Origin of the sequence: Halorussus aquaticus, assembly GCF_024218795.1 — an archaeon.
Classification (GTDB): domain Archaea; phylum Halobacteriota; class Halobacteria; order Halobacteriales; family Haladaptataceae; genus Halorussus; species Halorussus aquaticus.
This window is the reverse complement of the sequence record NZ_CP100400.1, coordinates 1,881,768-1,902,999: the sequence shown is the minus strand read 5'-3', so window position 1 is coordinate 1,902,999 and position 21,232 is coordinate 1,881,768. Positions and strand designations below refer to the sequence as shown.

Here is a 21,232-nt window from a genome sequence, read left to right as displayed (position 1 = left end):
GCTCAGACGCTGTCCTCTATCTGCTTGATGGTGCTTTTGAGGTCAGTCATGGCCTTCTTCGGGGGCTTCTGTCCCGCGACGGTAGCGTTGGCCTCCTGCGCGATCTTGCTGCGCTCTTGGGGCCACGCGACCGTCACCGGACGGGGAATCGCGTTCTCGCCCGCGAGGCGGAACGTCTCCATGTGTCGGCCCATCACGGGGATGTTCTTCGCGGTGTCCGAGTCCATCATGGACGGTCGCGGCGGCATCCAACCGATCTCTTCGAGGAGGTTGAACTGGACCTGCTTGTTCGTCATCGCCTTGACGACCTCCAGCGCGGCCTCCTTCTTGTTCGTGTTCGGGTTGACCGCGGTGTGCCAACCGCCGAGCGCGGCGGTCGCGCCGCCGGTTCCCTCGTACTTGGCTTCGTCCGGAGAGACGCCGTGCGGGATTGGCATGACGCCGAGGTCCTTGCCCAGCGCGTCCTCGGCACCGCTGATGTTGACGGCGTACGGCCAGTTGCGGTGCATCACGGCGTTGCCGTTCGTGAAGGGTTTGCGCGACGGTTCCTCGGCCCACTGGAGGACGGCCTGCGGTGAGATGTTGCCGGTGACGCCGTCGAGACCGTGTTCGTCGCTCTCGCCGTTGACGAAGGTCCGGAGCATGCGGAGCGAATCGACGACCGGCTTCTCGTCCACCGTGACCGGTCGCTCGCCGACCGGCCCGAACAGGTTGTCGAGACCGCCGAAGTAGGTCCCGCCGTAGCTCGACAGGAACTCGTTGAAGGTACAGCACGACAGACCCGCGTAGGACTTGAACTGGAACGTGAACCCGTAGTCGACGTCGCTCTGTTTCTTCACGTCGGCGGTAATCTTCGAGAAGCGCTTCCACGTCATCGAAGAGGTCGCCCAACCGGAGGTGTCGTATCCGGCGTCCTGCACGAGGTCTTTCCGGTACTGCATCGTCGGGAAGTCGGGGTACACCGGAACCGCGAACAGGTCGTCGTTCGGTCCCTTCGCGGTGCCGACGCTCGCGCTGAAGTACTCGTCCTCGACCATGCTGGCCGTGTCCGGAATCTCCTCGCTCAGGTTGAGCAGTTGGTCGCGCACGATGAACGGGAGCGTCCAACCGTTGTCCATCATCAGCAGCGAGGGCTTGTTTCGGCCAGACGACAGCCACTGGGTGTACTTGTTCTGTCGCTTGTTGGTGATGTCGGAGCCAGCGATCACTTCGACGTGCACGTCTTTCGAGAGGCCCGCCTCGTGGAGCCACGAGTTGAACTTGGACTGAACCTCCTTCAGGTCGGCGTCCGATGCTAATTGGACCGTCGTCTTGCCACCGCCGTCACCCGACGAGGTGGTGGTCGCGGTCGAATTGCCACCGTCACTGCTAGTACAACCCGCGAGACTCAGGGCCGTACCAGTTGCACCCGCCGCTTCGACGAACCGTCGCCGTGAGACTGAACTAACTCTACTGGTGGATTGGTCGTCCGCCATAGATAGAGTTACACTAACAAGGGGGATAAATAATTTTGGTATTTTTACTACAAGTGTTGTAACCGAAAGCCGAGTACAAAATACATGTTATGCGGGGTATGTGTGGTCTCAGCTGTCGAAACGGCGTCTGCTCGTTCGGAGTGATTCGCGTCCGACGCTCACGCGACCGTGACCAATCCGCCAACCGTTAAGACCGGCCCGCCCGTCGGTCTACGTAATGTTCGACGCGGACGACCTCGCGGAGATACGCGAGGCACGTGAGGAGTGGGAGGAAGAGACGGTCGGACCGACGGTCGAGCGCTTCGGCGAGCGCAAAGAGGAGTTCACAACCGACACCGGGGGACAGGACGTGAAGCGTCTCTACACGCCCGACGACGTGGCGGACCTCGACTACGAGGAGGACCTGAGCTTCCCGGGAGAGGAACCGTACACCAGAGGACCTTACTCCACGATGCACCGCGGGCGACTCTGGACCATGCGCCAGTACGCCGGGTTCGGCACGCCCGAGGAGACCAACGAGCGCTTCGAGTACCTCATCGAGAACGGCTCCTCGGGTCTCTCGATGGCGTTCGACCTGCCGACCCAGATGGGGTACGACTCCGACGACGACATGGCCGCGGGCGAGGTCGGGAAGTCGGGCGTCGCCATCGACTCCCTGCACGACATGGAGACCGTCTTCGACGGCATCCCGCTCGACGAGGTCAGCACGTCGATGACCATCAACGCGCCCGCCTCGGTCCTGCTGGCGATGTACATCGCGGTCGGCGACAAGCAGGGCGTCGATAGGGCGGAGCTTCGGGGGACCATCCAGAACGACCTCCTGAAGGAGTACATCGCGCGCAACACCTACATCTACCCGCCCGAGCCGTCGATGCGCATCATCACCGACATCTTCGAGTTCTGCGCCGAGGAGACCCCGAAGTTCAACACCATCTCCATCTCGGGCTACCACGTCCGCGAGGCGGGCGCGACGGCCGCCCAAGAACTCGCGTTCACGCTCGGCAACGGCATCGAGTACGTCGAGGCCGCGATGGACGCGGGTCTCGACGTGGACGAGTTCGCTCCGCAACTCTCGTTCTTCTTCAACGCACACAACAACATTCTGGAGGAGGTGGCGAAGTTCCGCGCGGCCCGCCGGATGTGGGCACAGATAATGGAAGAGCGCTTCGGCGCGGAGAACCCCAAGTCCAAGCAACTCAAGTTCCACACCCAGACCGCCGGTTCGACCCTGACCGCCCAGCAGGTGGACAACAACATCGTCCGCGTGGCGTATCAGGCGCTCGCGGCGGTGCTGGGCGGCACCCAGAGCCTCCACACCAACGGGAAGGACGAGGCGCTCGCGCTCCCGACAGAGGAGAGCGTCCGGACCGCGCTCCGCACCCAGCAGATTCTGGCCCACGAGTCGGGCGCGGCCGACACCATCGACCCGCTCGCGGGGAGTTACTACGTCGAGAGCCTGACCGACGGGCTGGAGGAGGAGGCCTTCGACATCATCGACACCGTGGACCGGAAGGGCGGGATGCTGCAGGCAATCGAGGACCAGTGGGTCCAGCGCCAGATTCAGGACGTGGCCTACGAGCGCCAGCGCGAAATCGAGGAGAAAGAGCGCGTCATCGTCGGCGTCAACGAGTTCGAGGTTGACGAGGACCCCGAGGTGGACATTCAGGAGGTCACCGAGGAGGAGGAACAGCGCCAGATAGACCGCCTGAACGCCGTCAAGGACGACCGCGACGACGCGGAAGTCGAGGCGAGACTCGACGCTCTCCGAGAGGCCGCCGAGGGCGACGACAACGTGATGCCCTACATCGTGGACGCGGTGAAGGCCTACGCGACCGTCGGCGAAATCTGCGGCGTGATGCGCGAGACGTTCGGGGAGTACCAGCCGGGCGCGGCGGTGTGAACTCGTCGGAGTCTCCGTCCGACGGATAGCTCTCGGGAACCGCACGGAACGGCGATGTGGGTCGGACTCTGCCCTCGTGGGTTGTCCTCACCCGACCGCGAGGACAAACAGAAGTTACTTTGCCCCGAAATAGTCAACCCCCTAGTATATGTTCCTAACTGACACGAGGCCGCCAGCGTTCGAGCGTCGGTCGTTGGTGCCCGTCGTAACGTATCTCGTGGTAATCGCCGTCCTGTCCGGTCTGTTGCTCGTCTCCCCGGGCGGGTCGCAGTCGCCCGCGTTGGGAATGGCTTGGGGCGTCTTCCTCGTCGTGCTCGCGGTCGGTGCGCTCGCAGTCGAGGGTGTCTCCCCGCGCTCGGTCCTCCCGTCCGTTCGGGCACTCGTCTCCGCGGTTGCGGTACTCGTCGCGTTCTGGACGCTGTACAACCTCGTCGCGGTCGGTCTCGCACTGGGTGGCGTTACCGGGTTCGAGACCACGGGGTCGAGAGTCGCCGCCCACCCGCTGTTGTACCTCGCGGCCCTCCTCAGTTCGCTCCTGTTCACCGCGATTCCGGAGGAACTCGTCTTCCGTGCGTACCTCCAACAGAAATTTACCGCATTGGCAGGTGGCGAGACCCGCAAGGCAGTCGTCTCCGGCGTCGCGGCCGCGGCGGTCCTCTTCGCGGCCTTCCACCTTCCACAGTGGTTTCTCGCGTCGGGACACGGAGTCGGTTCGGCGCTGGCGGTCAGGCTCCTCGGACTGGCGTTCGCGGGTGTCGCCTACGGCGTCGTGTACGCGTTGACTGGGAACCTCTGGCTGGTCGCCCTGTTCCACGCGACCATGAACCAACCGCCCTTCGTGGTCGCCGTGAACGTTCCGGCCGAGTTACACCTCGTCGTCGGTATCGTCGAGTACGCCGCCATCGTCTCGACGGTCTACGTGGCCGTGCGCGTGACCGAATCCGACGACGCGGACTCCGTCTGGTCCCGGCGAACGCCGTCCTCGACCGCCGACTGATTTCACCCAGAGACACGCGACCGTTCACTCGATTTCAGAGCCACTCAACGAGTTCGTCCACGTCCGCCTCCGAGTTGAACGCGTGAACCGACGCCCGGACCGCGTTCTCGGGGAACGGGAGCGACCGGATCCGGACCCCGTCGTCGGCCAGTTCCTCGACGAACGACTCCGGGTCGGGGTCGTCGATTGCGAACGTCACGAGACCCGACTCGTACTCGCGGGGACTCAGCAGGCGGGCGGTCTCGGCGTCCCGAATGCCCGCCTTCAGTCGGTCGGTGAGCGCCTCGATGCGGTCCCGGATTCCGTCGTACCCAATCTCCTCGATGGTCTCGATAGCCTCGCACAGGCCCGCGTAGGGCGCGGGCGAGACGGTGCCGACTTCCAGCCTGTGGGCACCGGGTTCGTAGGCGTACTCCTCGGCGTTCGGGTCCTCGACGCTCCGGTAGCCGACGTGGGCCGGTTCGAGGCGGGTCTCCGCACCCGGCGCGACGTGGACGAATCCCGCGCCGAATGGACCGAGGAGCCACTTGTGGCCCGCACCGGCCACGAAGTCGGCGCCCCACTCGCGCACGTCCACCGGCATCTGGCCGGGGCACTGGACGGCGTCCACGAGGACCAACGCGCCCGCGTCGTGGGCCGTCTCGACTATCTCGCGGACCGGCAGGAGGGTGCCGTGACTCCACGTCAGCGAACTCAGACAGACGAGTTTCGCGCCCTCGACGGCCGACGCCATCCGGTCGGCGTCGAGGCGTCCGCCGTCGCTCTCGACGACTTCTACTTCGACGCCCCGGCGCCGCAAGCGCTGCCACGGCAGGATGCCAGAGGAGTGTTCGAGGTCGGTCCGGACCACCGTGTCCCCGCGCTCCCAGTCGAGTCCGGCCGCGACGCGGTTGATGCCGTCGGTGGTACTCTGGGTCAGCGCGATTTCCTCGGCGGTCGCGCCGAGGTGGTCGGCGACGACCTCGCGCGTCTCGTCGAAGACGTCGAACGAGAAGGGGTACATCCCCTCGCCGCCCGGCGACTCGTACTCGTGGCGTTCCACGCAGGACTCGACGGCCTCCACGACGCGGTACGGACTCGGTCCCGCGGCCCCGGTGTTGAGGTACGTCGTGCGGTCGAGCGCCGGAATTTCGGCCCTGAGGTCGGTCGGGTTCACGTCAGTGAACACGACAGATTGCGTGATAAGTGCTGGTTCCGGGCGGGATTCGAACCGTGGCGTCACGTTCGACTGGTGAGTCTGCGCCGCGGCGCGCACTGGCGCGACCTCGTGTCGCGCCATCTCTGCGCGAGGTCTTCGGGAGCGTAGCGACCGACGGCTCGTCAGAACTTGCTCTGACGGTGGACGAGGAGTGCAGGGAGGAACGAAGTGACGACCGAGCACCGCAGGAGGTTGGGGAGGTGTGAGGCCCGCGGTCGTAGTGCGGTTACAATAATTCATTTGTGACGGGAGTAGCTAGTTCGGGGTGCGCCCGCTATCATCCGGAAGCGGTCGCAGTGTCGCCGGTTGCTTCACACATTTACTCCCGCGCCACGACGCAGTACCGCCGAAAATATATCCGACACGGCCGAACGCTCGCACATGCACATCGACCACGTCGGAATCGCCACCGAGGACGCCGCGGCCCTCGCCGACCTGTACGCCGACCTGTTCGACGCACCCGTCGCCCACGAGGAGGAGTTCGACGGCCTGCGGGTCGTCTTCCTCGAATTCGGCGACAGCTACTTCGAACTGCTCGAACCCCTCGAAGACGGGACCGTCTCCCGATACCTCGATGCCAACGGGCCGGGCATCCACCACGTCGCCCTCGAAACCGGCGACATCGAGGCGGCGCTCGACACCGCGCGCGACCACGGCGTCGAACTGATAGACGACGACCCCCGACCGGGCGCGTGGGGTCACGACGTCGCCTTCCTCCACCCCAAATCGACCGGCGGCGTGCTGATAGAGTTCGTAGAGCACTGACCGCGTCGCGCCCGACGAACTAGTCGCCAGCCTCCGGCGTCCACGACTCGGCCCGGCGCCCGTTGGCGGGGAGCAGGCGCTCTGGCGGTTCCGCGAACCACGCCGCGCCGTCGAGTTCGCCCGGTTGGACGGTTATCGACCCGCCCTCGTAGGTCGCGTCGAAGAACGCGTAGAGGAAGTGGATTCGACGCTCCGAGTCGCCCTCGGGGACCACCGTGACGTGGCGGAGCAGGAACAGGTCGGTCAGTTCGCACTCGACGCCGGTCTCCTCGCGGACCTCCCGTCGGGCGGCCTCCTCGTGGCGCTCGCCGTCCTCCAACCCACCGCCGGCCAACCCCCACCGGTCGGCCCCGCGTCCCAGAATCATCAGCGCGCGCTTCCGGTCGTCTTCGGCCTCGGGCGGCATCGACTCGGTGAGGTCGGTCGCCTCGTCGGGCCGCCGGACGACCCACGCGTAGGCCCCGCCGACGTAGCCGTTCTCGGCCTGTCGGACCTCCCGCTCGAACCGGTCGGCCGAGCGCTCCCACGTCTCCTCCTCGACGGGAACGTCGCCGTACTCAGCGAGCAGGCGGTCCATCCGGCGCTCGACGGACTCCGCGTTTATTTCGGTCGACATCGGTTCGCCGAATCGCCTCGAAAATTGATACGTTCTCCGGTTTCGACCGCGGGCCTCGCTACTCCGAGTCGGGCGCGGGACCGAAGTTCTCGACTTTGGCGTCGTCGGAGTCGAGGTTCGCAGCGTCGAGCGCGGCCGTCGCGCGGTCGAGGAAGTCCGCGAAGCCGTAGATGAACGTCTGGCCCTGCGCGTCCGCGAGGATTTCGAGGACGTCCTCGTCACTCACGTCGTCGGTGACGACGACCGTGGCACCCGCGTCGGCGAGTGCGCTCAGGCGGTCCTCGTGGACGGGGTCGGCGTCCTCGTAGACGATGGTCACGTCGCCGCCGTCCGCCACCGACCGCTCGCCGATGCCGACCGCGGGGCCGACGCCCGGCCCGCCCGCGAGGACGACCACGCCCTCCTCGCCCTCGTAGTAGGAGTCGCCGAAGGGACCGGCGACTTCGACCGCGGCACCGGCGTCGAGGTCCGCGAGGTACGGGCTGAGCGACCCCTCGGGGTCCACTTCGACGGTGACCTCGAAGGTCTCGGCGGCGTCGGGCGACGAGAGCGTGTAGTGGCGCGTGACCTGCTCGCCGTCGACCGTCGCGGCGAGTTGCACGAACTGACCCGGGGCGGCGTCGAAGCCCTCGGGCGTCTCCAGCGTCAGCGCGACCGTGTCGCTTCCGACCGACTCGACAGAGCGAACCGCGACTTGGGTTCCGTCCATGACGGTCACTTGCCGAGGCGCGATTAAAGAGGCTACGACTGACCGAGACGACTCCGAACGGGGGTGGCGAGCGGGTGTCGGAAACCTTTGCCGCGAAGGGCGCTTCAGAAGGCTTTTGATTTGGCATGGGTTACCGGCTAGTTAGGAATGCCAGACGACCTGAACTGGGCCATCGGCGGAGAGGCCGGCGATGGGATCGACTCTACCGGGAAAATCTTCGCACAGGCGCTTTCCCGCGCAGGACGACACGTGTTCACTTCCAAGGACTTCGCGTCCCGAATCCGCGGTGGGTACACAGCCTACAAGATTCGAAGCTCGACCGACCGGGTCGAGAGCGTGGTGGACCGACTCGACATCCTCGTCGCGTTGACAGAGCGCACCATCGACGAGAATCTCGACGAACTGCACGAGGGGAGCGTCATCATCTACGACGGTGAGCGCACCGAGATGCAGGACGTGGAGATTCCCGAGGGCATGATCGGACTCGACGTGCCGCTCCAGTCGCTCGCCGAGGAGGCCGGTGGGGCCATCATGCAGAACATCGTCGCGCTGGGCGCGGCCTGCGAGGTGACGAACTTCCCCATCGAGAACCTCGACTCCGCGCTGGAGAAGAAGTTCGGCTCCAAGGGCGAGTCCATCGTGGACAACAACAAGGAGGCCGCCCGGAAGGGTCAGGAGTACGTACAGGAGGAGTACGACCACGAGTTCGAATACGACCTCGACACCACCGACAACGACTACGTCCTGCTGAACGGCGACCAAGCCATCGGCATGGGCGCTATCGCGGCCGGATGCCGCTTCTACGCAGGGTACCCCATCACCCCCGCGACCGACGTGATGGAGTACCTGACGGGCCGTATCGAGCAGTTCGGCGGCGAAGTCGTGCAGGCCGAAGACGAACTCTCGGCCATCAACATGGCGCTGGGCGCTGCCCGCGCCGGTGCGCGGTCGATGACCGCCACCTCCGGGCCGGGCATCGACCTGATGACCGAGACGTTCGGTCTCGTCGCGACCAGCGAGACGCCGCTGGTCATCGCCGACGTGATGCGCTCGGGTCCCTCGACCGGGATGCCGACCAAGCAGGAGCAGGGCGACCTCAACATGGCCCTCTACGGGGGTCACGGCGAGATTCCGCGGTTCGTCCTCGCGCCGACCAACGTCGCCGAGTGCTTCCAGAAGACCGTCGAGGCGTTCAACCTCGCCGAGAAGTACCAGACGCCCGTCTTCCTGCTCGCGGACCTCTCGATGGCCGTGACCGAGCAGACCTTCGAACCCGAGACGTTCGACATGGACGCCGTCGAAATCGACCGCGGGAAGGTCGTGGACGAGGACGAGATCGAGGCGTGGACCGACGAGAAAGACCGGTTCCAGCCCCACTTCTCGACCGCCGACGGCGTGAGTCCGCGGGCGTTCCCCGGCACGAAGAACGGCGCGCACATGTCCACCGGTCTCGAACACAACGCGCTCGGTCGCCGGACCGAGGACACCGACGTCCGCATCGAGCAGGTGGACAAGCGCAACCGGAAGGTCGAGACCGCGAAGGAAGAGGAAGACTGGAGTCCCCGAGAGTTCGGCGATTCGGACTCCGACAACCTCGTCATCTCGTGGGGGTCCAACGAGGGCGCGATGCGCGAGGCCCTCGAGTTCCTCGACGACGAGGACGTGGACGTTCGGTTCCTCTCGGTGCCCTACATCTTCCCGCGACCCGACCTCAGCGACGAAATCGAGGCCGCCGACGAGGTCATCGTCGTCGAGTGTAACGAGAGCGGGCAGTTCGCCGACATACTCGAACACGACGCACTTACCCGCGTCAAGCGCGTGAACAAGTACAACGGCATCAGATTCAAGGCCGACGAACTGGCAGACGATATCAAATCGAGTCTCCAGAACGAGGAGGTCACAGCATGAGTTCAGACGTTAGATTCACCGACTTCAAGTCCGACAAGCAGCCGACGTGGTGCCCGGGTTGCGGGGACTTCGGCACGATGAACGGCATGATGAAGGCGCTGGCCAACACGGGTAACGACCCGGACAACACCTTCGTCGTGGCGGGCATCGGCTGTTCCGGCAAAATCGGCACCTACATGCACAGCTACGCCCTTCACGGCGTCCACGGCCGGGCGCTCCCCGTTGGCACGGGCGTGAAACTCGCCAACCCCGACCTCGAAGTGATGGTCGCGGGCGGCGACGGTGACGGCTACTCCATCGGCGCGGGTCACTTCATCCACGCGGTCCGCCGGAACGTGGACATGACCTACGTCGTGATGGACAACCGCATCTACGGGCTGACCAAGGGGCAGGCCTCGCCGACCTCTCGTGAGGACTTCGAGACCTCGACCACCCCCGAGGGTCCGAAACAACCGCCGGTCAACCCCCTCGCGCTCGCCCTCTCGGCGGGCGGGAGCTTCATCGCCCAGTCGTTCTCCACGGACGCCCAGCGCCACACCGAAATCGTCCAGAAGGCCGTCGAACACGACGGGTTCGGCTTCGTGAACGTCTTCAGCCCGTGCGTGACGTTCAACGACGTGGACACCTACGACTACTTCCGAGACTCCATCGTGGACCTCGACGACGAGGACCACGACCCGACCGACCGCGAGGCGGCCAAAGAGAAGATTCTCGACGCCGACAAGGAGTATCAGGGTATCCTCTACCAGAACGAGGAGAGCGTCCCGTACTCGGACCTCCACGGTCTCGACTCCAACATGGCCGACATCCCGGACGGCGCGCCCGAGGGCGCGATGGACCTCGTCCGCGAGTTCTACTGACGACCCGAACCGAGTCCGGTCGTCGTCTCTCTTTCCTCTCGTCTTCTCGTCCGTCGCAGCGACAGCCCTGACGCGAACCCCACAAAGCGTATCCGCGGATGCGTCGTGCCGTAGCCCATGAATCGACGGGAGTTACTGGGGGCCGTCGGCGCGGGAGCGACCGGGGCAGCGGGCCTGCTCGGTGCGCGGGCACGCTCGGCCGGACAAGACACCGAGACGACTACGACGACCACGAGCGACGGGCAGGAGTTCACCGGCATCGACTCGTCGGCCGACCGGCCGTTCGCGACGATTACGGTCGGGTCCCGCGAGGGCGTCCGGAATCCGGAGAACAACCGGCCCCACGTCGTCCGCGTCTGGAACGACAGCCAGCAGGCCCGGACCGTCGGACTCCGACTGGTCCGAGGTGACGCCGACGCGCCGTTGCTGGACCGGCGCGTGGAGTTCCCGGCGGACGGGTTCCTGACGGTCCGACTGCTCGACCCCGCCGACTACGCGCTGACGGTCCGACCCGGTAGCGGGGGTGGAACCGAGAGTGGCGGTGAAAACGGAGGGACGACAGCGACGCAGACCGCCACGGCCACGAGTACCGCCTCGGCGGGCGAGACCGTCGAGATTCCGCGAGCGCAGTTCGACTGCAATCGGTCGCGGACCGACGTGGCGGTGACGGCGGACGGGCAGGTGAACTCAGAGACTGTCACCACCGAAGCGGGGTGTCCGCCCGAGGTGACCGGCCGGACGTTCACCGCGTTCGGCGGGTCCTGCGGGTCGGCCGACGACGCTAGCGTCTCGTTCGCCGACGAGTCGGTGACGGTTTCTGGGGCCATCCGCGCGCCCAACCCCTGCTACGGGGCGCAGTTGGCCGACGTGTCGGTCACGTCGGCCGACACCCTCCGAGTCGTGGTCGAGACCACTGAACCGGGCGGTGGCGTGTGTGCCCAGTGCGTCGCGAGCGTGGAGTACGAGACTCACCTCGCGTTCCGCGACCGGGTGCCCGAGACCGTCGAGGTGGTCCACCGGCGCGGCGACCAAACCGAGACGGTGGCGACGGTTTCGCGCGGCGGACAGACGACGACCGCCGAAGGCACGGTGAGCGGAGCAGGTGGTGTGGCAGCGACCGAAGACGACGAGTCGAACCACCGAGACCGGCCGTAGGGATTGCTCTTCGGTCGTTCTCCCTATCGAGAAGCTCCGGAGGTCTCCGAGGACCTTTCACATCGGCCGTGGAGAATCATATTATTTCATTGGGTTCTAGAAAGAAATTAGTTGGTGGGGGTCCATCTTACTCTTGCATGTCAGAGCAAACTCAAGACGACGCGACGGAGCGTATCACGAGTCGGCGAACGCTACTCCAACTCGCCGCACTCGCCGGACTGCCGCTGGCCGCGTCCGACCTCGGACGTGCGGCCGCGAGTGGCCACCTCGGCGAGACGTGGACCGGGAGTGAGAACTTGGACATCGACGTCAGTGGCTCCAATCAGGGGGCCATCAACCTGAGTTCCGAGGAAGGATTCGCGTTCAAGAGCAGGCTCACTAGCAACACCGACTCGACCGGAACCGCTATCTACGGCGGAACCGCGTCCGACAGCGGAAAGGCCGTCTGGGCCGAGGCCACCAACGATTCCGGAGACGCGATGGGCGTTTACGGCACCTCGTGGTCACCGAACGGATACGGCGTCTACGGCGACGACGGCGGAGCGGGCGGCTACGGCGTCTACTCGGACGGAGATATGCACGTCGAAGGCGACTTCACCGCCTCGGGCACCAAGAACTTCGTCCAGACCGTCGAGACGGCCGACGGCGAAAAGCAGGTCGCCTACACGGCGGTCGAGGCCGACCGGGCGCAGACCGAGACGACCGGCGTCGCCGAACTCGAAGACGGTCGCGCGGAGATAGACCTCCCCGAACACTTCGGCATGGTCACGTCGGACGAGGAGGACCTCGTCGTCCAACTCACCCCCTACGAAATCGACGTTCCGGGACTCGCAGTCACGGAGCGAACGACCGACCACGTCGTCGTCGAATCGCGAGACGGCACCGGTGAGTTCGAGTTCTCCTACACCGTTCGCGGAGTCCGCGAGGGCTACGAGGACACTGCGGTCGTCCGGGACTCCGAGTGACCGACCGACGGACCTGAAGTAGCGACCTCCGGAACCGGAGTAATACCCGATTGATACGTCACATCTTTTGCCCGCCACACGTCAACAGAATTTCCGTGCGAGAGCGTTTGCGTCCGTTTTTTATGGGAGAGGTGTCTACCAGCAGTAGAGATGACTGCGGACGAATACGACACCGGCGAGGGACCCTCGCCGACCACCCGGACGCGGTCCGGTGATATCGTCGCTGGGGGGACGACGGGGAGTCGGCCCGCTCCAGCGACTCTCCCGAACCGAAGTTCTACCACCGAGCGACCCCGCTGGACGCCCGACTGCGGTCGAGGTCCCGACGGTAGTTCGGTCGACAGTCCACGAATCGCAGACGAGACGCCGTCTTCTACGTCCGACGAGGCGACTCGCCATGACTGAACACTTCGACGTAGCGATCGCAGGTGCCGGTCCGGCGGGCGCGCAGTGCGCCCGAGACTTGGCCGAGCGCGGGTACGACGTGGTCGTCCTCGAAACCGAGTCGGAGGACGAGTTCCCGGCCCAGAGCAACAAGTCCACCGCCGGGACGTTCCCGTCGATGATGGGCGCGTTCGGGATTCCCGACGACGTGGTGATGAACTACACCGACGACGTGGTGTTGGAGTCGCCGAACGAGCACTTCGTCCGGCACCAACCCGGTGCCGTCTTGGAGTTCGCGGACTTCAAGAACTTCCTCGTCGAGGACGGGCGCGAGAGCGGTGCTGAATACTGGTTCGACGCCCGCGTCTCGAACCCCGTGATGGACGACGGCGAGATAGTCGGCGTGCAGTACGACGGCCAGAACGAGGTGTACGCCGACGTCGTCGTGGACGCGACCGGACCGGCCGCACCGCTGGCTAAGAAGTTGGGCGTTACTGACCTCGAACGCAAGAATCAGGCCATCGGCGTCGAGTACGAACTCGAAGGCATCGACGTGGACGCCGAGGGGTACGCCGACCTCACCGACGCGATGATGCTGCGTCTCGACCACGACCTCGCGCCCGGCGGCTACTCGTGGATATTCCACACGGGCGAGGACACCGCGAAGGTCGGTCTCTGCTACATCCAGAACGAGGCCCACCGCGACTACGCGAAAGACGGGATGGGCATCGACGACTACCTCCAGTACTGGCTCGACACCGACCCGCGGTTCGAGGACGCCGAGCGCATCGAGGGCAAACAGCACCGCGGGTCGGCCCACATCCAGATGCCCAGTAGCTTCAGCACGGACAACTTCATGGCCATCGGCGACACGGTGCCGACCATCGACCCGCTCTGGGGCGAGGGCATCCACACCTGCATGAAGTCCGGCCGCGCGGCGGCGGTCACCGCCGACCGCTGTTTCATGGCGAGCGACCGCGACACCTCCGCCGAGAAGCTGTCGGTCTACGACGACCTCTGGCACGAGCGAGTCGCCCCGAAGATGCGGACCCGCCTGCTGATGACCCAACTCCTCTATCTCGTCTCGAACGAGCGCTACGACACCCTCATCCGGGACCTGAACCGGGTGGACGCCGACGCGCTCCGGAAGGCCAACGCCGGGAGTACCCGCGGCGTCCTGAAGTTGCTCCACACCGAGGACATCCCGACCTTGGCCCGGTTCGCCAAGGAACGACTGCTGTAGAAACTGCGTCGGCTACGCTTCTCCGAACCGCTCTTCGACGGCCTGTCGGTCGATCTTCTGCGGGCCGGACGTGGGCATCTCGTCGACGAACGCCAGATGCCGTGGCCGTTTGAACCGGGCGAGTCTCCCGTCGAGGAACTCGGTCAACTCTTCCAGCGTCAGCGACTCGTCGCCTTGGACCACCGCCTTCCCGACCTGTCCCCACTGGTCGTCCGGGACCGGAACGACGACGACCTCCTCGACGTTGGGGTGGTCGGCGATGCGGTCCTCGACCGCGGCGGGGTAGACGTTCTCGCCGCCCGAGACGTACATGTTCTTCTTCCGGCCCTCGATGTAGACGTAGCCCTCGTCGTCGCGCCGGGCCAAGTCGCCGGTCGAGACCCACCCGCCGGAAGACTCGCTCTGCTCGTCTTCCGAGCCTCCGCTCGCTTCGTCTTCTCGCGGGCTTTGCCCGCTCGAACGGTCCGAGGGACTTCGTCCCTCGCTACTCGCGGAGACGTCCCCGAACGTCTCTCTCGTCTCTTCGGGGTTGCGCCAGTACCCGGCGGCGGCGTGGGGACTCGCCAGTTCGAGTTCGCCGATTTCGCCCGCGGGGAGTCGGTCGCCGTCGTCGCTTACCACGCGGGCGTCCACGTGCATCGCGGGCACGCCCACGCTGTCGGCCTTCTCGCGGGGCCACCCCTCGGGCATCGTGAAGTTGTTCGGGCCGCACTCGGTCAGGCCGTACCCCTGCGAGAGGTCAACGCCCCGGTCCCACCACGCCTCCATCACCGACTCGCGGCAGGGGCCGCCGCCCGACTTGACGAACCGGAGCGTCGAGAGGTCGGTCGTCTCCCAGTCGTCGTGGGTCGCCATCATCCGGAGGACCGCCGGGACCGCCACGAGGACAGTCGCGCCCTCGGACTCCGCGAGACGGAGGACCTCGCCGGGTTCGAACTCGCGGGCGAGGACGACGGTGCCGCCGAGGTGGAACAGCGGCACGGTGATGACGTTCCACCCGCCGGTGTGGAACATCGGGAACACCATGGGCGTCACGTCCTCCGGGCGGAGTCCCCACGCAGTGATGGTGTTGAACGAGTTCCAGAGGACCGAGCCATGTGTCAGGACCGTCTCCTTCGGGACGCCGGTCGAACCGCCGGTGTGGAGGAAGAGGTGCGGGTCGTTCATCGACAGGTCGGCGGTCTCGACCGGCGAGTCGTCCGCGGGGAGCGCGTCGTCCCACGCCTCTCGGTCGGGGATGGCATCCTCGGTGGTCGCGTCGGCGTCCTCGGCCGGGAGCGCGACCACCGAGCAGTCGAACTCCCGGGCGTCGTGGGCCAGTACCTCCGCGGCGAGGGCCGCGAAGGGGGCTTCGACCACGAGCAGCGCCGGGTCCACGTCGTCGAGCATCTCGACCAGTTCGTCCGCCGCAAGGCGGTGGGAGAGCGGCGCGAGGACACCGCCGGTCTTCGCGGTGGCGAAGAAGAGGTCCACCAGTTCGGGCCTGTTGCGCGAGAGGACTGCAACGCGCTCGCCTTCCGCGACGCCCTCCTCCCGGAGGAGTCGCGCGACGCGATTCGCTCGGCGGTCCAACTCGGCGTAGGTGAACCGCTCGCCGGTCGTCGCGTCCACCAGTCCGACCGAGTCCGACGAGAGACTCGCTCGCTTCTCGCTCCACGCGCCGACCCAGTCGTAGGGCGTCTCGTCGTGGCTAAACATCGGCGAGGAACTCCGTGAGGCGGTCGTTGACGGCCTCGGCCTGTTCGATGAAAAAGAGATGCGACCCGCCCTCGAACAGGGCGAGTCGGGCGTTCGGAAGTCGCTCGTACAGCAGGTCGGCGTTTTCGACCGGAAGCACGCGGTCGGCGGTGCCGTGGGCCACGAGCGCGGGCACCTCGACGTCGCCGAGTCGGTCGCTCGAATCGAACGCCACGACTCCGGCGGCCTGCGCGTCGCGGGCGGCGTCGCTCGCGTCGCCCGCCAGCCGCCAGTCCACGATGTCCTCGATAAGGCCGTCGTTCTCCGCCCAGAACGCGTCGGTCATGGCGGGTTTCATCTTGTGGCGGATGGCCTCGCGTTCGTCGGCGTCCTCGGGGACCGAGAACATCCGGGCCTGCGTCTCCTCGGGAATCTCGACCGCCTCGTCGCCGCCGTGGCTGGTGCAGAGCAGGCCGAGCGACGCGGCCCGGTCGCAGTCGAGCGCGTACTGCTGGGCTATCATCCCGCCCATGCTCGCGCCGACGACGTGGGCGCGCTCCGCGCCGACCGCGTCGAGAACCGCGTCGAGGTCGCTCGCCATCTCCTCGATGCTGTACGGCCCATCGGGTTCGTCGGAGTCACCGGTGCCGCGGTTGTCCCAGACCACGACCCGGTAGCCCTCGTCGGCGAGTCGGTCGCGCTGCCAGCGCCACATCCACCGGCCGTAGCCCAGTCCCTCCACGAGCGCGACGGTCTCTGCGTCGCGCTCCTCCCGACTCCCGTCCGAGCCGGGACCGTCGGCCGGGTCGGTGGTCTCGTAGTAGAGCGAGACCCCGTCGTTGTCCGCGTAAGGCATGGCTGAATCCACGGACGAACCCGCCTTCAAATCCCTGTTTCACATGTTAACCCTCGGATTGATTCGCCGGGCGACGCGACCATCGTCCATGCCAGTCGCAACGCCGAACGACACCGCCGAAGCCACCCTGACGGTCACCGAAGAGACTATCGACGCCTACGCCGACCTGACGGGCGACGACAACCCCATCCACCGCGACGAGGCGTACGCCGCCGAGACGTTCTTCGGCGGCCGAGTCGCCCACGGGATGCTCTCGGCGGGCGTCGTCAGCGCGGCGCTCGCGGACCTGCCGGGCGACATCGTCTACCTCTCGCAGGATTTGGAGTTCGAGAATCCGGTCCGGCCGGGACAGACCGTGCGGGCGACGGTGACCGTCGCGGAGGAGTTGGGCGACGATAGGCTTCGTGTCGAGACGGTCGCGGAGGTCGAGGGCGACGGCGAACGGGTGCTTTCCGGTGAGGCCGTCGTACTGTCGCTCCCGCACGAGTAGACGGGTCGAATCGAAATACACTTGTCACGTCAGAATCGCAACAACGTTGTGTCATCTCTTCCCACTCCATCGACGGCGCTGGGACTGTTGGCGTGTCTCCTGATAGTGACGGCGACGATTCCGGCGGCGGCCTCCCATCCTCGGGTCAAGTTCTCGAATCCGGGGTACGAGGCCGACGCGGGCGAAATCGTCTCGATTCCGGTCGAACTCCGGAGCACGGACTCGGCGACGGTCGTCGTTCGGGGGTACCGCGTTTGGCCCAGCACGACCAAGACGCGAACGTACCTAGCGAACGCGTCCGTCAGCGACGCGAACGGTGACGGCCGCGCGACTCTCCTGCTGGACACCTACGACGTGACGTGGCGCGCCCGCGGCCCGGACGAGGTGAACGTCACCGTCCGTATGGCGTCGGACGGCCCGCTCGACGCGCACCACTACGACCTCTACGGCGTGGTCGAGAACGAGACGGGCTACGACCGCACGAGCGAGTCGAACCTCGACCTCTCCAAACCCGAAGCGGAGTCCCTGAAGACGTGGGTCGGTCCCTCGTCGGTCGAGGTGAGCGCGCAGACGCTCTCCACGTCGGCACCCCCGGCGCGGACCGTCGAGCGGAGTTCGGTCGCGCTCCGAAACGGGACGCTGGTGTTCGACCTCCGAACGTCGGGTCTCGGGGGTGCGGTCGGGTCCGGACCGAACGCGACGGCCCGGTTCTTCGACGTTCTCGACGGACGGCGGGCGAACCTGAGCGTCGTCCAGACGAACCCGGGACCGTCACACCCGCCCAAGGAACTCCATCTCGGACCGAACTCGACCCGCGTCGTCGCCGACGGGGTCAGCCAGAACTACTACCTCGCGGTCGACCTCTCGGCGGTGAACGTCACCGGCGGCCCGAACGGTGAACTCCGGCGGGGCGACGAGTACCTCGCTAACTTCTCGCTCCGGAGAGCAAACTCGACGGACGCGAATCGCACGTGGTCCGTGGAGACGAAGTTCGCCGTCGGCGAAGCGGTACGTTCGACGGAGGGTGACGCGCCCGCCGAGACGACTACCGAGCGGACGGAGACCGAGACGACGACCGAAGCGAGTCGGCCGACGACCGCGGGAACCGAAACGGAACCGACCGACTCCACGACGGACGCGCAGTCGACGGCGACCGCGCGAGGCGGGACGGCGGACGGTACCGTCCCCGGGTTCGGCGTCGGCGCGGCACTGGTCGCACTGCTCGCCGGTCTGACGTTCGCCCGGAGAAAATAACGTCGCCGCGCTCAGTACGACTTGGCGAAGTAGGCCGTCTCCTCGGCCTCGTCGCCGCAGACGCCGCACTCGTCGCCGATGGGTTCCTCGTCGCGGTCCATCGGGACCATCACGATTTCCGCGGAAATCTCCTCCTTGACGACCTGTTCGCAGGCCTCGTCGCCGCACCACGGCGTCTTGACGTAGCCGCCGTGCTGGCCGATAGTGCCCAGAATCTCGGCGGTCTCGTACGCCTCGCGGACGTTCTCTTCGAGGTTCTGTTCGGCGGTCTCGTAGAGTTTGTCGGTCACGTCCTCGAAGTGGTCCTCGACGGTCTCGTCGATGTACTCGCGGTCCTCCACGGTGTCCTCGCCGTCGGGGCGGTGGACGACCGTGACCTCGCGGTCCTCGACCTCGTTGGGACCGATTTCGAGTCGGACGGGGACGCCCTTCAGTTCCCACTCGTTGAACTTGAAGCCGGGGTTGCGCTCGTCGCGGTCGTCGAGTTCGACGCGGATATCGGCGTCTTCGAGGTCGTCGGCCACGCCCTCGGCGTACTCTAGCACTTCCTCGCGGTTGTCCTCGTTCCAGATGGGGACGATGACGACCTGCTCGGGCGCGATTTTCGGGGGGACCACGAGTCCTTGGTCGTCGGAGTGGGTCATGATGAGCGCGCCGAGCGCGCGCCACGAGAGACCCCACGAAGTGGTGTGGGCGACGCGCTCCTCCTCGTCCTCGTCGGTGTAGGTCAAGTCGTAGGCCTCCGCGAAGCCCTGCCCGAGGTAATGGGAGGTCCCGCCCTGCACGGACTTGCCGTCGGGCATCAGCGCCTCGACGGTCGTGGTGGTGTGCGCGCCGGGGAACTTGTCGTGTTCGGGCTTGCGACCCCGGAGGACCGGGATGGCCAGCACGTCCTCGTAGAGGTTCTGGTACTGGTCGAGGCGGGTCATCGTCTCGTCCCACGCCTCGTCCTCGGACTCGTGGGCGGTGTGGCCCTCCTGCCAGAGGAACTCCTTGGTCCGGAAGAACGGCTTGGTCTCGGTGGCCTCCCACCGGATGACGCTGCACCACTGGTTCAGTCGCAGGGGTAGGTCGCGGTGGCTCCGGACCCAGTTGCTCATGAACGGCGTGATGATGGACTCGCTGGTGGGCCGGAACGCGAGTCGCTCTTCGAGTTCCTCGTGGCCGCCGTGGGTCACCCACGCCACCTCGGGGTCGAACCCTTCCACGATGTCGCTCTCGCGTTCGAGGTAGCTCTCGGGGATGAGCGCGGGGAAGTAGGCGTTCTGCGCGCCGGTCTGCTTGAACCACTTGTCGAGGTGGTCCTGCACGCCCTCCCAGAGCGCGTACCCGCGGGGTCGGGTGACGATGAACCCGCCCATGGGCGCGTAGTCGGCGAGTTCGGCCTTCTGGACGACCTCCGCGTACCAGTCGCCGGGGTTGTACTCCTTTCGCTCGGTGATGCCGAGTTCCTGCTCGTCGTCGCTCATTGAGTATTGGTTTCTTCGATGCGGTCTTAAAGGCGATGAACCTGTGGTAACGATTCGGAGACCGCGGGCGGTCACCAGGCCTCGCGGAGGACCGCCTCCACGTCCTCGGCGCTCGCGTCCAGTCCCACCGGCGCGCGCTCCATCGGGTGGTCGTCGGCGACGAACTCGGCTATCGCCGGGAGGTCTTCCTCCCGCGTCTCGGGGAGGTCCCGGAGGCGCGTCGGCGCGTCGAGCGCGTCGCGCAACTCCGCGACCGCCTCCACGACGGCGTCGGCTACCTCGGCGTCCGAGCGGTCGGTCGGGTCGATGCCCAGTCCGTTCGCCAATAGGTCGCGGCCAGCGTCCACCTCCCCGAAGAGGTACCGGAGGACGTGCGGGACGACGACCGCGTGGACCGCGCCCTGCTGGACGTCGTACCGGCGGGCGAACCCGTGGCCGAAGGCGTGGACCACCGACACTTTGCGTTCGAGTTGGACGAGCAGCGCCCCGACTACCGCACGGTCCATCGCCGCCGAGTCCGCGGGGGACTCGCCGACGACTCGGGGGAGCGCGTCGCTCAGCAGGCGGAGTCCGTGAACTGCCGTCGCGTCGCTGACGGGGTTCGCGTCGCGGGCGTACGGCGTCTCGATGCCCTTGTCGAACCCGTTCATCGCCGACCCGGCGAGCGCGCCCGTCGGCGTTGTCTCGAACAGCGCCGGGTCCGCGAAGTCGGCTATCGGCATCGCCGACCCGCGGGCGCTCACCGGTTGGCCCGTCGGCGACTCGGCCGCCGAGAGGACCTCGATGGACCCGCCGCTCGACACGTCCGCGCCCGCGAACGTCGTCGGGACGACGACCACCGGCGGTCGCTCGTCGGCGGAGTCGGGCGGCCGGACCTCGCCGTCGCGGGCTTCCTGCCGGAGGTCGTCGAACGAGCGACCGTCGGGCGCGAACACGCTCGCCTGCCGGGCGACGTCGAGGCTACTGCCGCCGCCGACGCCGACGAGCACGTCCGCGTCCGTTTCGCGCATCGCATCGACGACCTCGAACGCCGACTCGGCCTGTTTCTCCGGCGTGGTCCCGTCGTAGACGCCCGCGAGTCGGTCGCCGAGTCCGTCCTCGATGGGAGTCATGAGGTCGTCGTTGGCCCCGACGTTCGACCCGCAGACGACGAGCGCGCGGTCGAGGTCGCGCTCCGCGAGGTACTCGCCCAGACGGGCCGCACAGCCGCGGCCGTAGACGATGTCGCACCCGTGGTACTCGTACTCGAAGGCGTCGGCTATCGGAAGCATGGTCTCGAATTACAGCGGCGTCCCAATGAAGGTGGGGCCG

General features: G+C 66.6%; 18 protein-coding genes. 10 read left to right on the top strand and 8 right to left on the bottom strand.

Annotated features, from left to right (window positions below):
• Positions 1 to 2 precede the first annotated feature (2 nt).
• The gene (locus tag NGM06_RS09790) at positions 3 to 1,475 is read right to left on the bottom strand and encodes an extracellular solute-binding protein (protein WP_254266785.1); all 1,473 of its coding nucleotides are present in this window, start codon (positions 1,473 to 1,475) and stop codon (positions 3 to 5) included.
• A 217-nt stretch (positions 1,476 to 1,692) separates the two neighbouring features.
• Between NGM06_RS09790 and NGM06_RS09785 the strand changes: the two genes are divergently transcribed.
• Together NGM06_RS09785 and NGM06_RS09780 are read left to right on the top strand one after the other, a co-directional pair.
• Positions 1,693 to 3,375, top strand: a complete 1,683-nt coding sequence (locus NGM06_RS09785) for an acyl-CoA mutase large subunit family protein (protein WP_254266784.1) — start codon at positions 1,693 to 1,695, stop codon at positions 3,373 to 3,375.
• A 148-nt stretch (positions 3,376 to 3,523) separates the two neighbouring features.
• Positions 3,524 to 4,372, top strand: a complete 849-nt coding sequence (locus NGM06_RS09780; protein WP_368410430.1) for a CPBP family glutamic-type intramembrane protease — start codon at positions 3,524 to 3,526, stop codon at positions 4,370 to 4,372.
• A 34-nt stretch (positions 4,373 to 4,406) separates the two neighbouring features.
• On the opposite strand, the gene NGM06_RS09775 is transcribed toward NGM06_RS09780, so the two are convergent.
• A complete protein-coding gene (locus tag NGM06_RS09775) occupies positions 4,407 to 5,528 on the bottom strand; it encodes an aminotransferase class V-fold PLP-dependent enzyme (RefSeq protein WP_254266782.1) in 1,122 nt (373 codons plus the stop codon).
• Positions 5,529 to 5,951: 423 nt separating this feature from the next.
• Between NGM06_RS09775 and mce the strand changes: the two genes are divergently transcribed.
• Positions 5,952 to 6,335 (top strand): methylmalonyl-CoA epimerase, encoded by a 384-nt coding sequence (mce, locus tag NGM06_RS09770; protein ID WP_254266781.1) that lies wholly within the window; start codon positions 5,952 to 5,954, stop codon positions 6,333 to 6,335.
• A 19-nt stretch (positions 6,336 to 6,354) separates the two neighbouring features.
• Here the strand turns inward: mce and NGM06_RS09765 are convergent, their stop codons facing one another.
• Both NGM06_RS09765 and NGM06_RS09760 read right to left on the bottom strand, forming a co-directional pair.
• On the bottom strand, positions 6,355 to 6,951 hold the full coding sequence (locus tag NGM06_RS09765) for an NUDIX hydrolase (RefSeq protein WP_254266780.1): 597 nt from the start codon (positions 6,949 to 6,951) through the stop codon (positions 6,355 to 6,357).
• A gap of 58 nt (positions 6,952 to 7,009) precedes the next feature.
• Positions 7,010 to 7,660 (bottom strand): FAD-dependent oxidoreductase, encoded by a 651-nt coding sequence (locus tag NGM06_RS09760; protein ID WP_254266779.1) that lies wholly within the window; start codon positions 7,658 to 7,660, stop codon positions 7,010 to 7,012.
• A gap of 147 nt (positions 7,661 to 7,807) precedes the next feature.
• Here NGM06_RS09760 and NGM06_RS09755 point away from each other — a divergent pair, with 147 nt between their 5' ends.
• The 5 genes from NGM06_RS09755 (at position 7,808) to NGM06_RS09735 (ending at position 14,175) form a co-directional block, all read left to right on the top strand.
• Positions 7,808 to 9,568 (top strand): 2-oxoacid:acceptor oxidoreductase subunit alpha, encoded by a 1,761-nt coding sequence (locus NGM06_RS09755; RefSeq protein ID WP_254266778.1) that lies wholly within the window; start codon positions 7,808 to 7,810, stop codon positions 9,566 to 9,568.
• Positions 9,565 to 10,428: a 2-oxoacid:ferredoxin oxidoreductase subunit beta gene (locus NGM06_RS09750; protein ID WP_254266777.1), complete on the top strand. Its 864-nt coding sequence runs from the start codon at positions 9,565 to 9,567 to the stop codon at positions 10,426 to 10,428. The genes NGM06_RS09755 and NGM06_RS09750 overlap by 4 nt, the downstream gene beginning before the upstream one ends.
• 117 nt (positions 10,429 to 10,545) lie before the next feature.
• Positions 10,546 to 11,583: a hypothetical protein gene (locus NGM06_RS09745; RefSeq protein ID WP_254266776.1), complete on the top strand. Its 1,038-nt coding sequence runs from the start codon at positions 10,546 to 10,548 to the stop codon at positions 11,581 to 11,583.
• Between the two features lie 137 nt (positions 11,584 to 11,720).
• Positions 11,721 to 12,548: a hypothetical protein gene (locus NGM06_RS09740; RefSeq protein WP_254266775.1), complete on the top strand. Its 828-nt coding sequence runs from the start codon at positions 11,721 to 11,723 to the stop codon at positions 12,546 to 12,548.
• Positions 12,549 to 12,945: 397 nt separating this feature from the next.
• Complete coding sequence (locus NGM06_RS09735; protein WP_254266774.1) at positions 12,946 to 14,175, top strand: digeranylgeranylglycerophospholipid reductase; 1,230 nt, start codon at positions 12,946 to 12,948, stop codon at positions 14,173 to 14,175.
• A gap of 12 nt (positions 14,176 to 14,187) precedes the next feature.
• Here NGM06_RS09735 and NGM06_RS09730 read toward each other — a convergent pair whose 3' ends face one another.
• Both NGM06_RS09730 and NGM06_RS09725 read right to left on the bottom strand, forming a co-directional pair.
• Positions 14,188 to 15,873, bottom strand: a complete 1,686-nt coding sequence (locus NGM06_RS09730; RefSeq protein WP_254266773.1) for an AMP-binding protein — start codon at positions 15,871 to 15,873, stop codon at positions 14,188 to 14,190.
• Positions 15,866 to 16,708, bottom strand: coding sequence for an alpha/beta fold hydrolase (locus NGM06_RS09725; RefSeq protein ID WP_254266772.1), 843 nt, complete (start codon positions 16,706 to 16,708; stop codon positions 15,866 to 15,868). Before NGM06_RS09725 ends, NGM06_RS09730 begins: the two co-directional genes overlap by 8 nt.
• An 88-nt stretch (positions 16,709 to 16,796) precedes the next feature.
• Between NGM06_RS09725 and NGM06_RS09720 the strand changes: the two genes are divergently transcribed.
• Positions 16,797 to 17,198: a MaoC family dehydratase gene (locus NGM06_RS09720; RefSeq protein WP_254266771.1), complete on the top strand. Its 402-nt coding sequence runs from the start codon at positions 16,797 to 16,799 to the stop codon at positions 17,196 to 17,198.
• Between the two features lie 48 nt (positions 17,199 to 17,246).
• The gene (locus tag NGM06_RS09715; RefSeq protein WP_254266770.1) at positions 17,247 to 18,452 is read left to right on the top strand and encodes a DUF7827 domain-containing protein; all 1,206 of its coding nucleotides are present in this window, start codon (positions 17,247 to 17,249) and stop codon (positions 18,450 to 18,452) included.
• Positions 18,453 to 18,463: 11 nt separating this feature from the next.
• Here the strand turns inward: NGM06_RS09715 and proS are convergent, their stop codons facing one another.
• On the bottom strand, positions 18,464 to 19,921 hold the full coding sequence (gene proS / locus NGM06_RS09710) for a proline--tRNA ligase (protein WP_254266769.1): 1,458 nt from the start codon (positions 19,919 to 19,921) through the stop codon (positions 18,464 to 18,466).
• A 71-nt stretch (positions 19,922 to 19,992) separates the two neighbouring features.
• On the bottom strand, positions 19,993 to 21,192 hold the full coding sequence (locus tag NGM06_RS09705; RefSeq protein ID WP_254266768.1) for an iron-containing alcohol dehydrogenase family protein: 1,200 nt from the start codon (positions 21,190 to 21,192) through the stop codon (positions 19,993 to 19,995).
• Between the last annotated feature and the right edge of the window lie 40 nt (positions 21,193 to 21,232).

Excerpts from the sequence above, each read along its gene's own strand:
- NGM06_RS09740 (WP_254266775.1), top strand. The coding sequence starts at position 11,721 with ATGTCAGAGCAAACTCAAGACGACGCGACGGAGCGTATCACGAGTCGG.
- NGM06_RS09780 (WP_368410430.1), top strand. The coding sequence starts at position 3,524 with ATGTTCCTAACTGACACGAGGCCGCCAGCGTTCGAGCGTCGGTCGTTG.
- NGM06_RS09755 (WP_254266778.1), top strand. The coding sequence starts at position 7,808 with ATGCCAGACGACCTGAACTGGGCCATCGGCGGAGAGGCCGGCGATGGG.
- NGM06_RS09735 (WP_254266774.1), top strand. The coding sequence starts at position 12,946 with ATGACTGAACACTTCGACGTAGCGATCGCAGGTGCCGGTCCGGCGGGC.
- NGM06_RS09725 (WP_254266772.1), bottom strand. The coding sequence starts at position 16,708 with ATGCCTTACGCGGACAACGACGGGGTCTCGCTCTACTACGAGACCACC.
- NGM06_RS09705 (WP_254266768.1), bottom strand. The coding sequence starts at position 21,192 with ATGCTTCCGATAGCCGACGCCTTCGAGTACGAGTACCACGGGTGCGAC.
- NGM06_RS09750 (WP_254266777.1), top strand. The coding sequence starts at position 9,565 with ATGAGTTCAGACGTTAGATTCACCGACTTCAAGTCCGACAAGCAGCCG.
- NGM06_RS09760 (WP_254266779.1), bottom strand. The coding sequence starts at position 7,660 with ATGGACGGAACCCAAGTCGCGGTTCGCTCTGTCGAGTCGGTCGGAAGC.
- NGM06_RS09730 (WP_254266773.1), bottom strand. The coding sequence starts at position 15,873 with ATGTTTAGCCACGACGAGACGCCCTACGACTGGGTCGGCGCGTGGAGC.
- proS (WP_254266769.1), bottom strand. The coding sequence starts at position 19,921 with ATGAGCGACGACGAGCAGGAACTCGGCATCACCGAGCGAAAGGAGTAC.
- NGM06_RS09790 (WP_254266785.1), bottom strand. The coding sequence starts at position 1,475 with ATGGCGGACGACCAATCCACCAGTAGAGTTAGTTCAGTCTCACGGCGA.
- mce (WP_254266781.1), top strand. The coding sequence starts at position 5,952 with ATGCACATCGACCACGTCGGAATCGCCACCGAGGACGCCGCGGCCCTC.
- NGM06_RS09745 (WP_254266776.1), top strand. The coding sequence starts at position 10,546 with ATGAATCGACGGGAGTTACTGGGGGCCGTCGGCGCGGGAGCGACCGGG.
- NGM06_RS09785 (WP_254266784.1), top strand. The coding sequence starts at position 1,693 with ATGTTCGACGCGGACGACCTCGCGGAGATACGCGAGGCACGTGAGGAG.
- NGM06_RS09765 (WP_254266780.1), bottom strand. The coding sequence starts at position 6,951 with ATGTCGACCGAAATAAACGCGGAGTCCGTCGAGCGCCGGATGGACCGC.
- NGM06_RS09720 (WP_254266771.1), top strand. The coding sequence starts at position 16,797 with ATGCCAGTCGCAACGCCGAACGACACCGCCGAAGCCACCCTGACGGTC.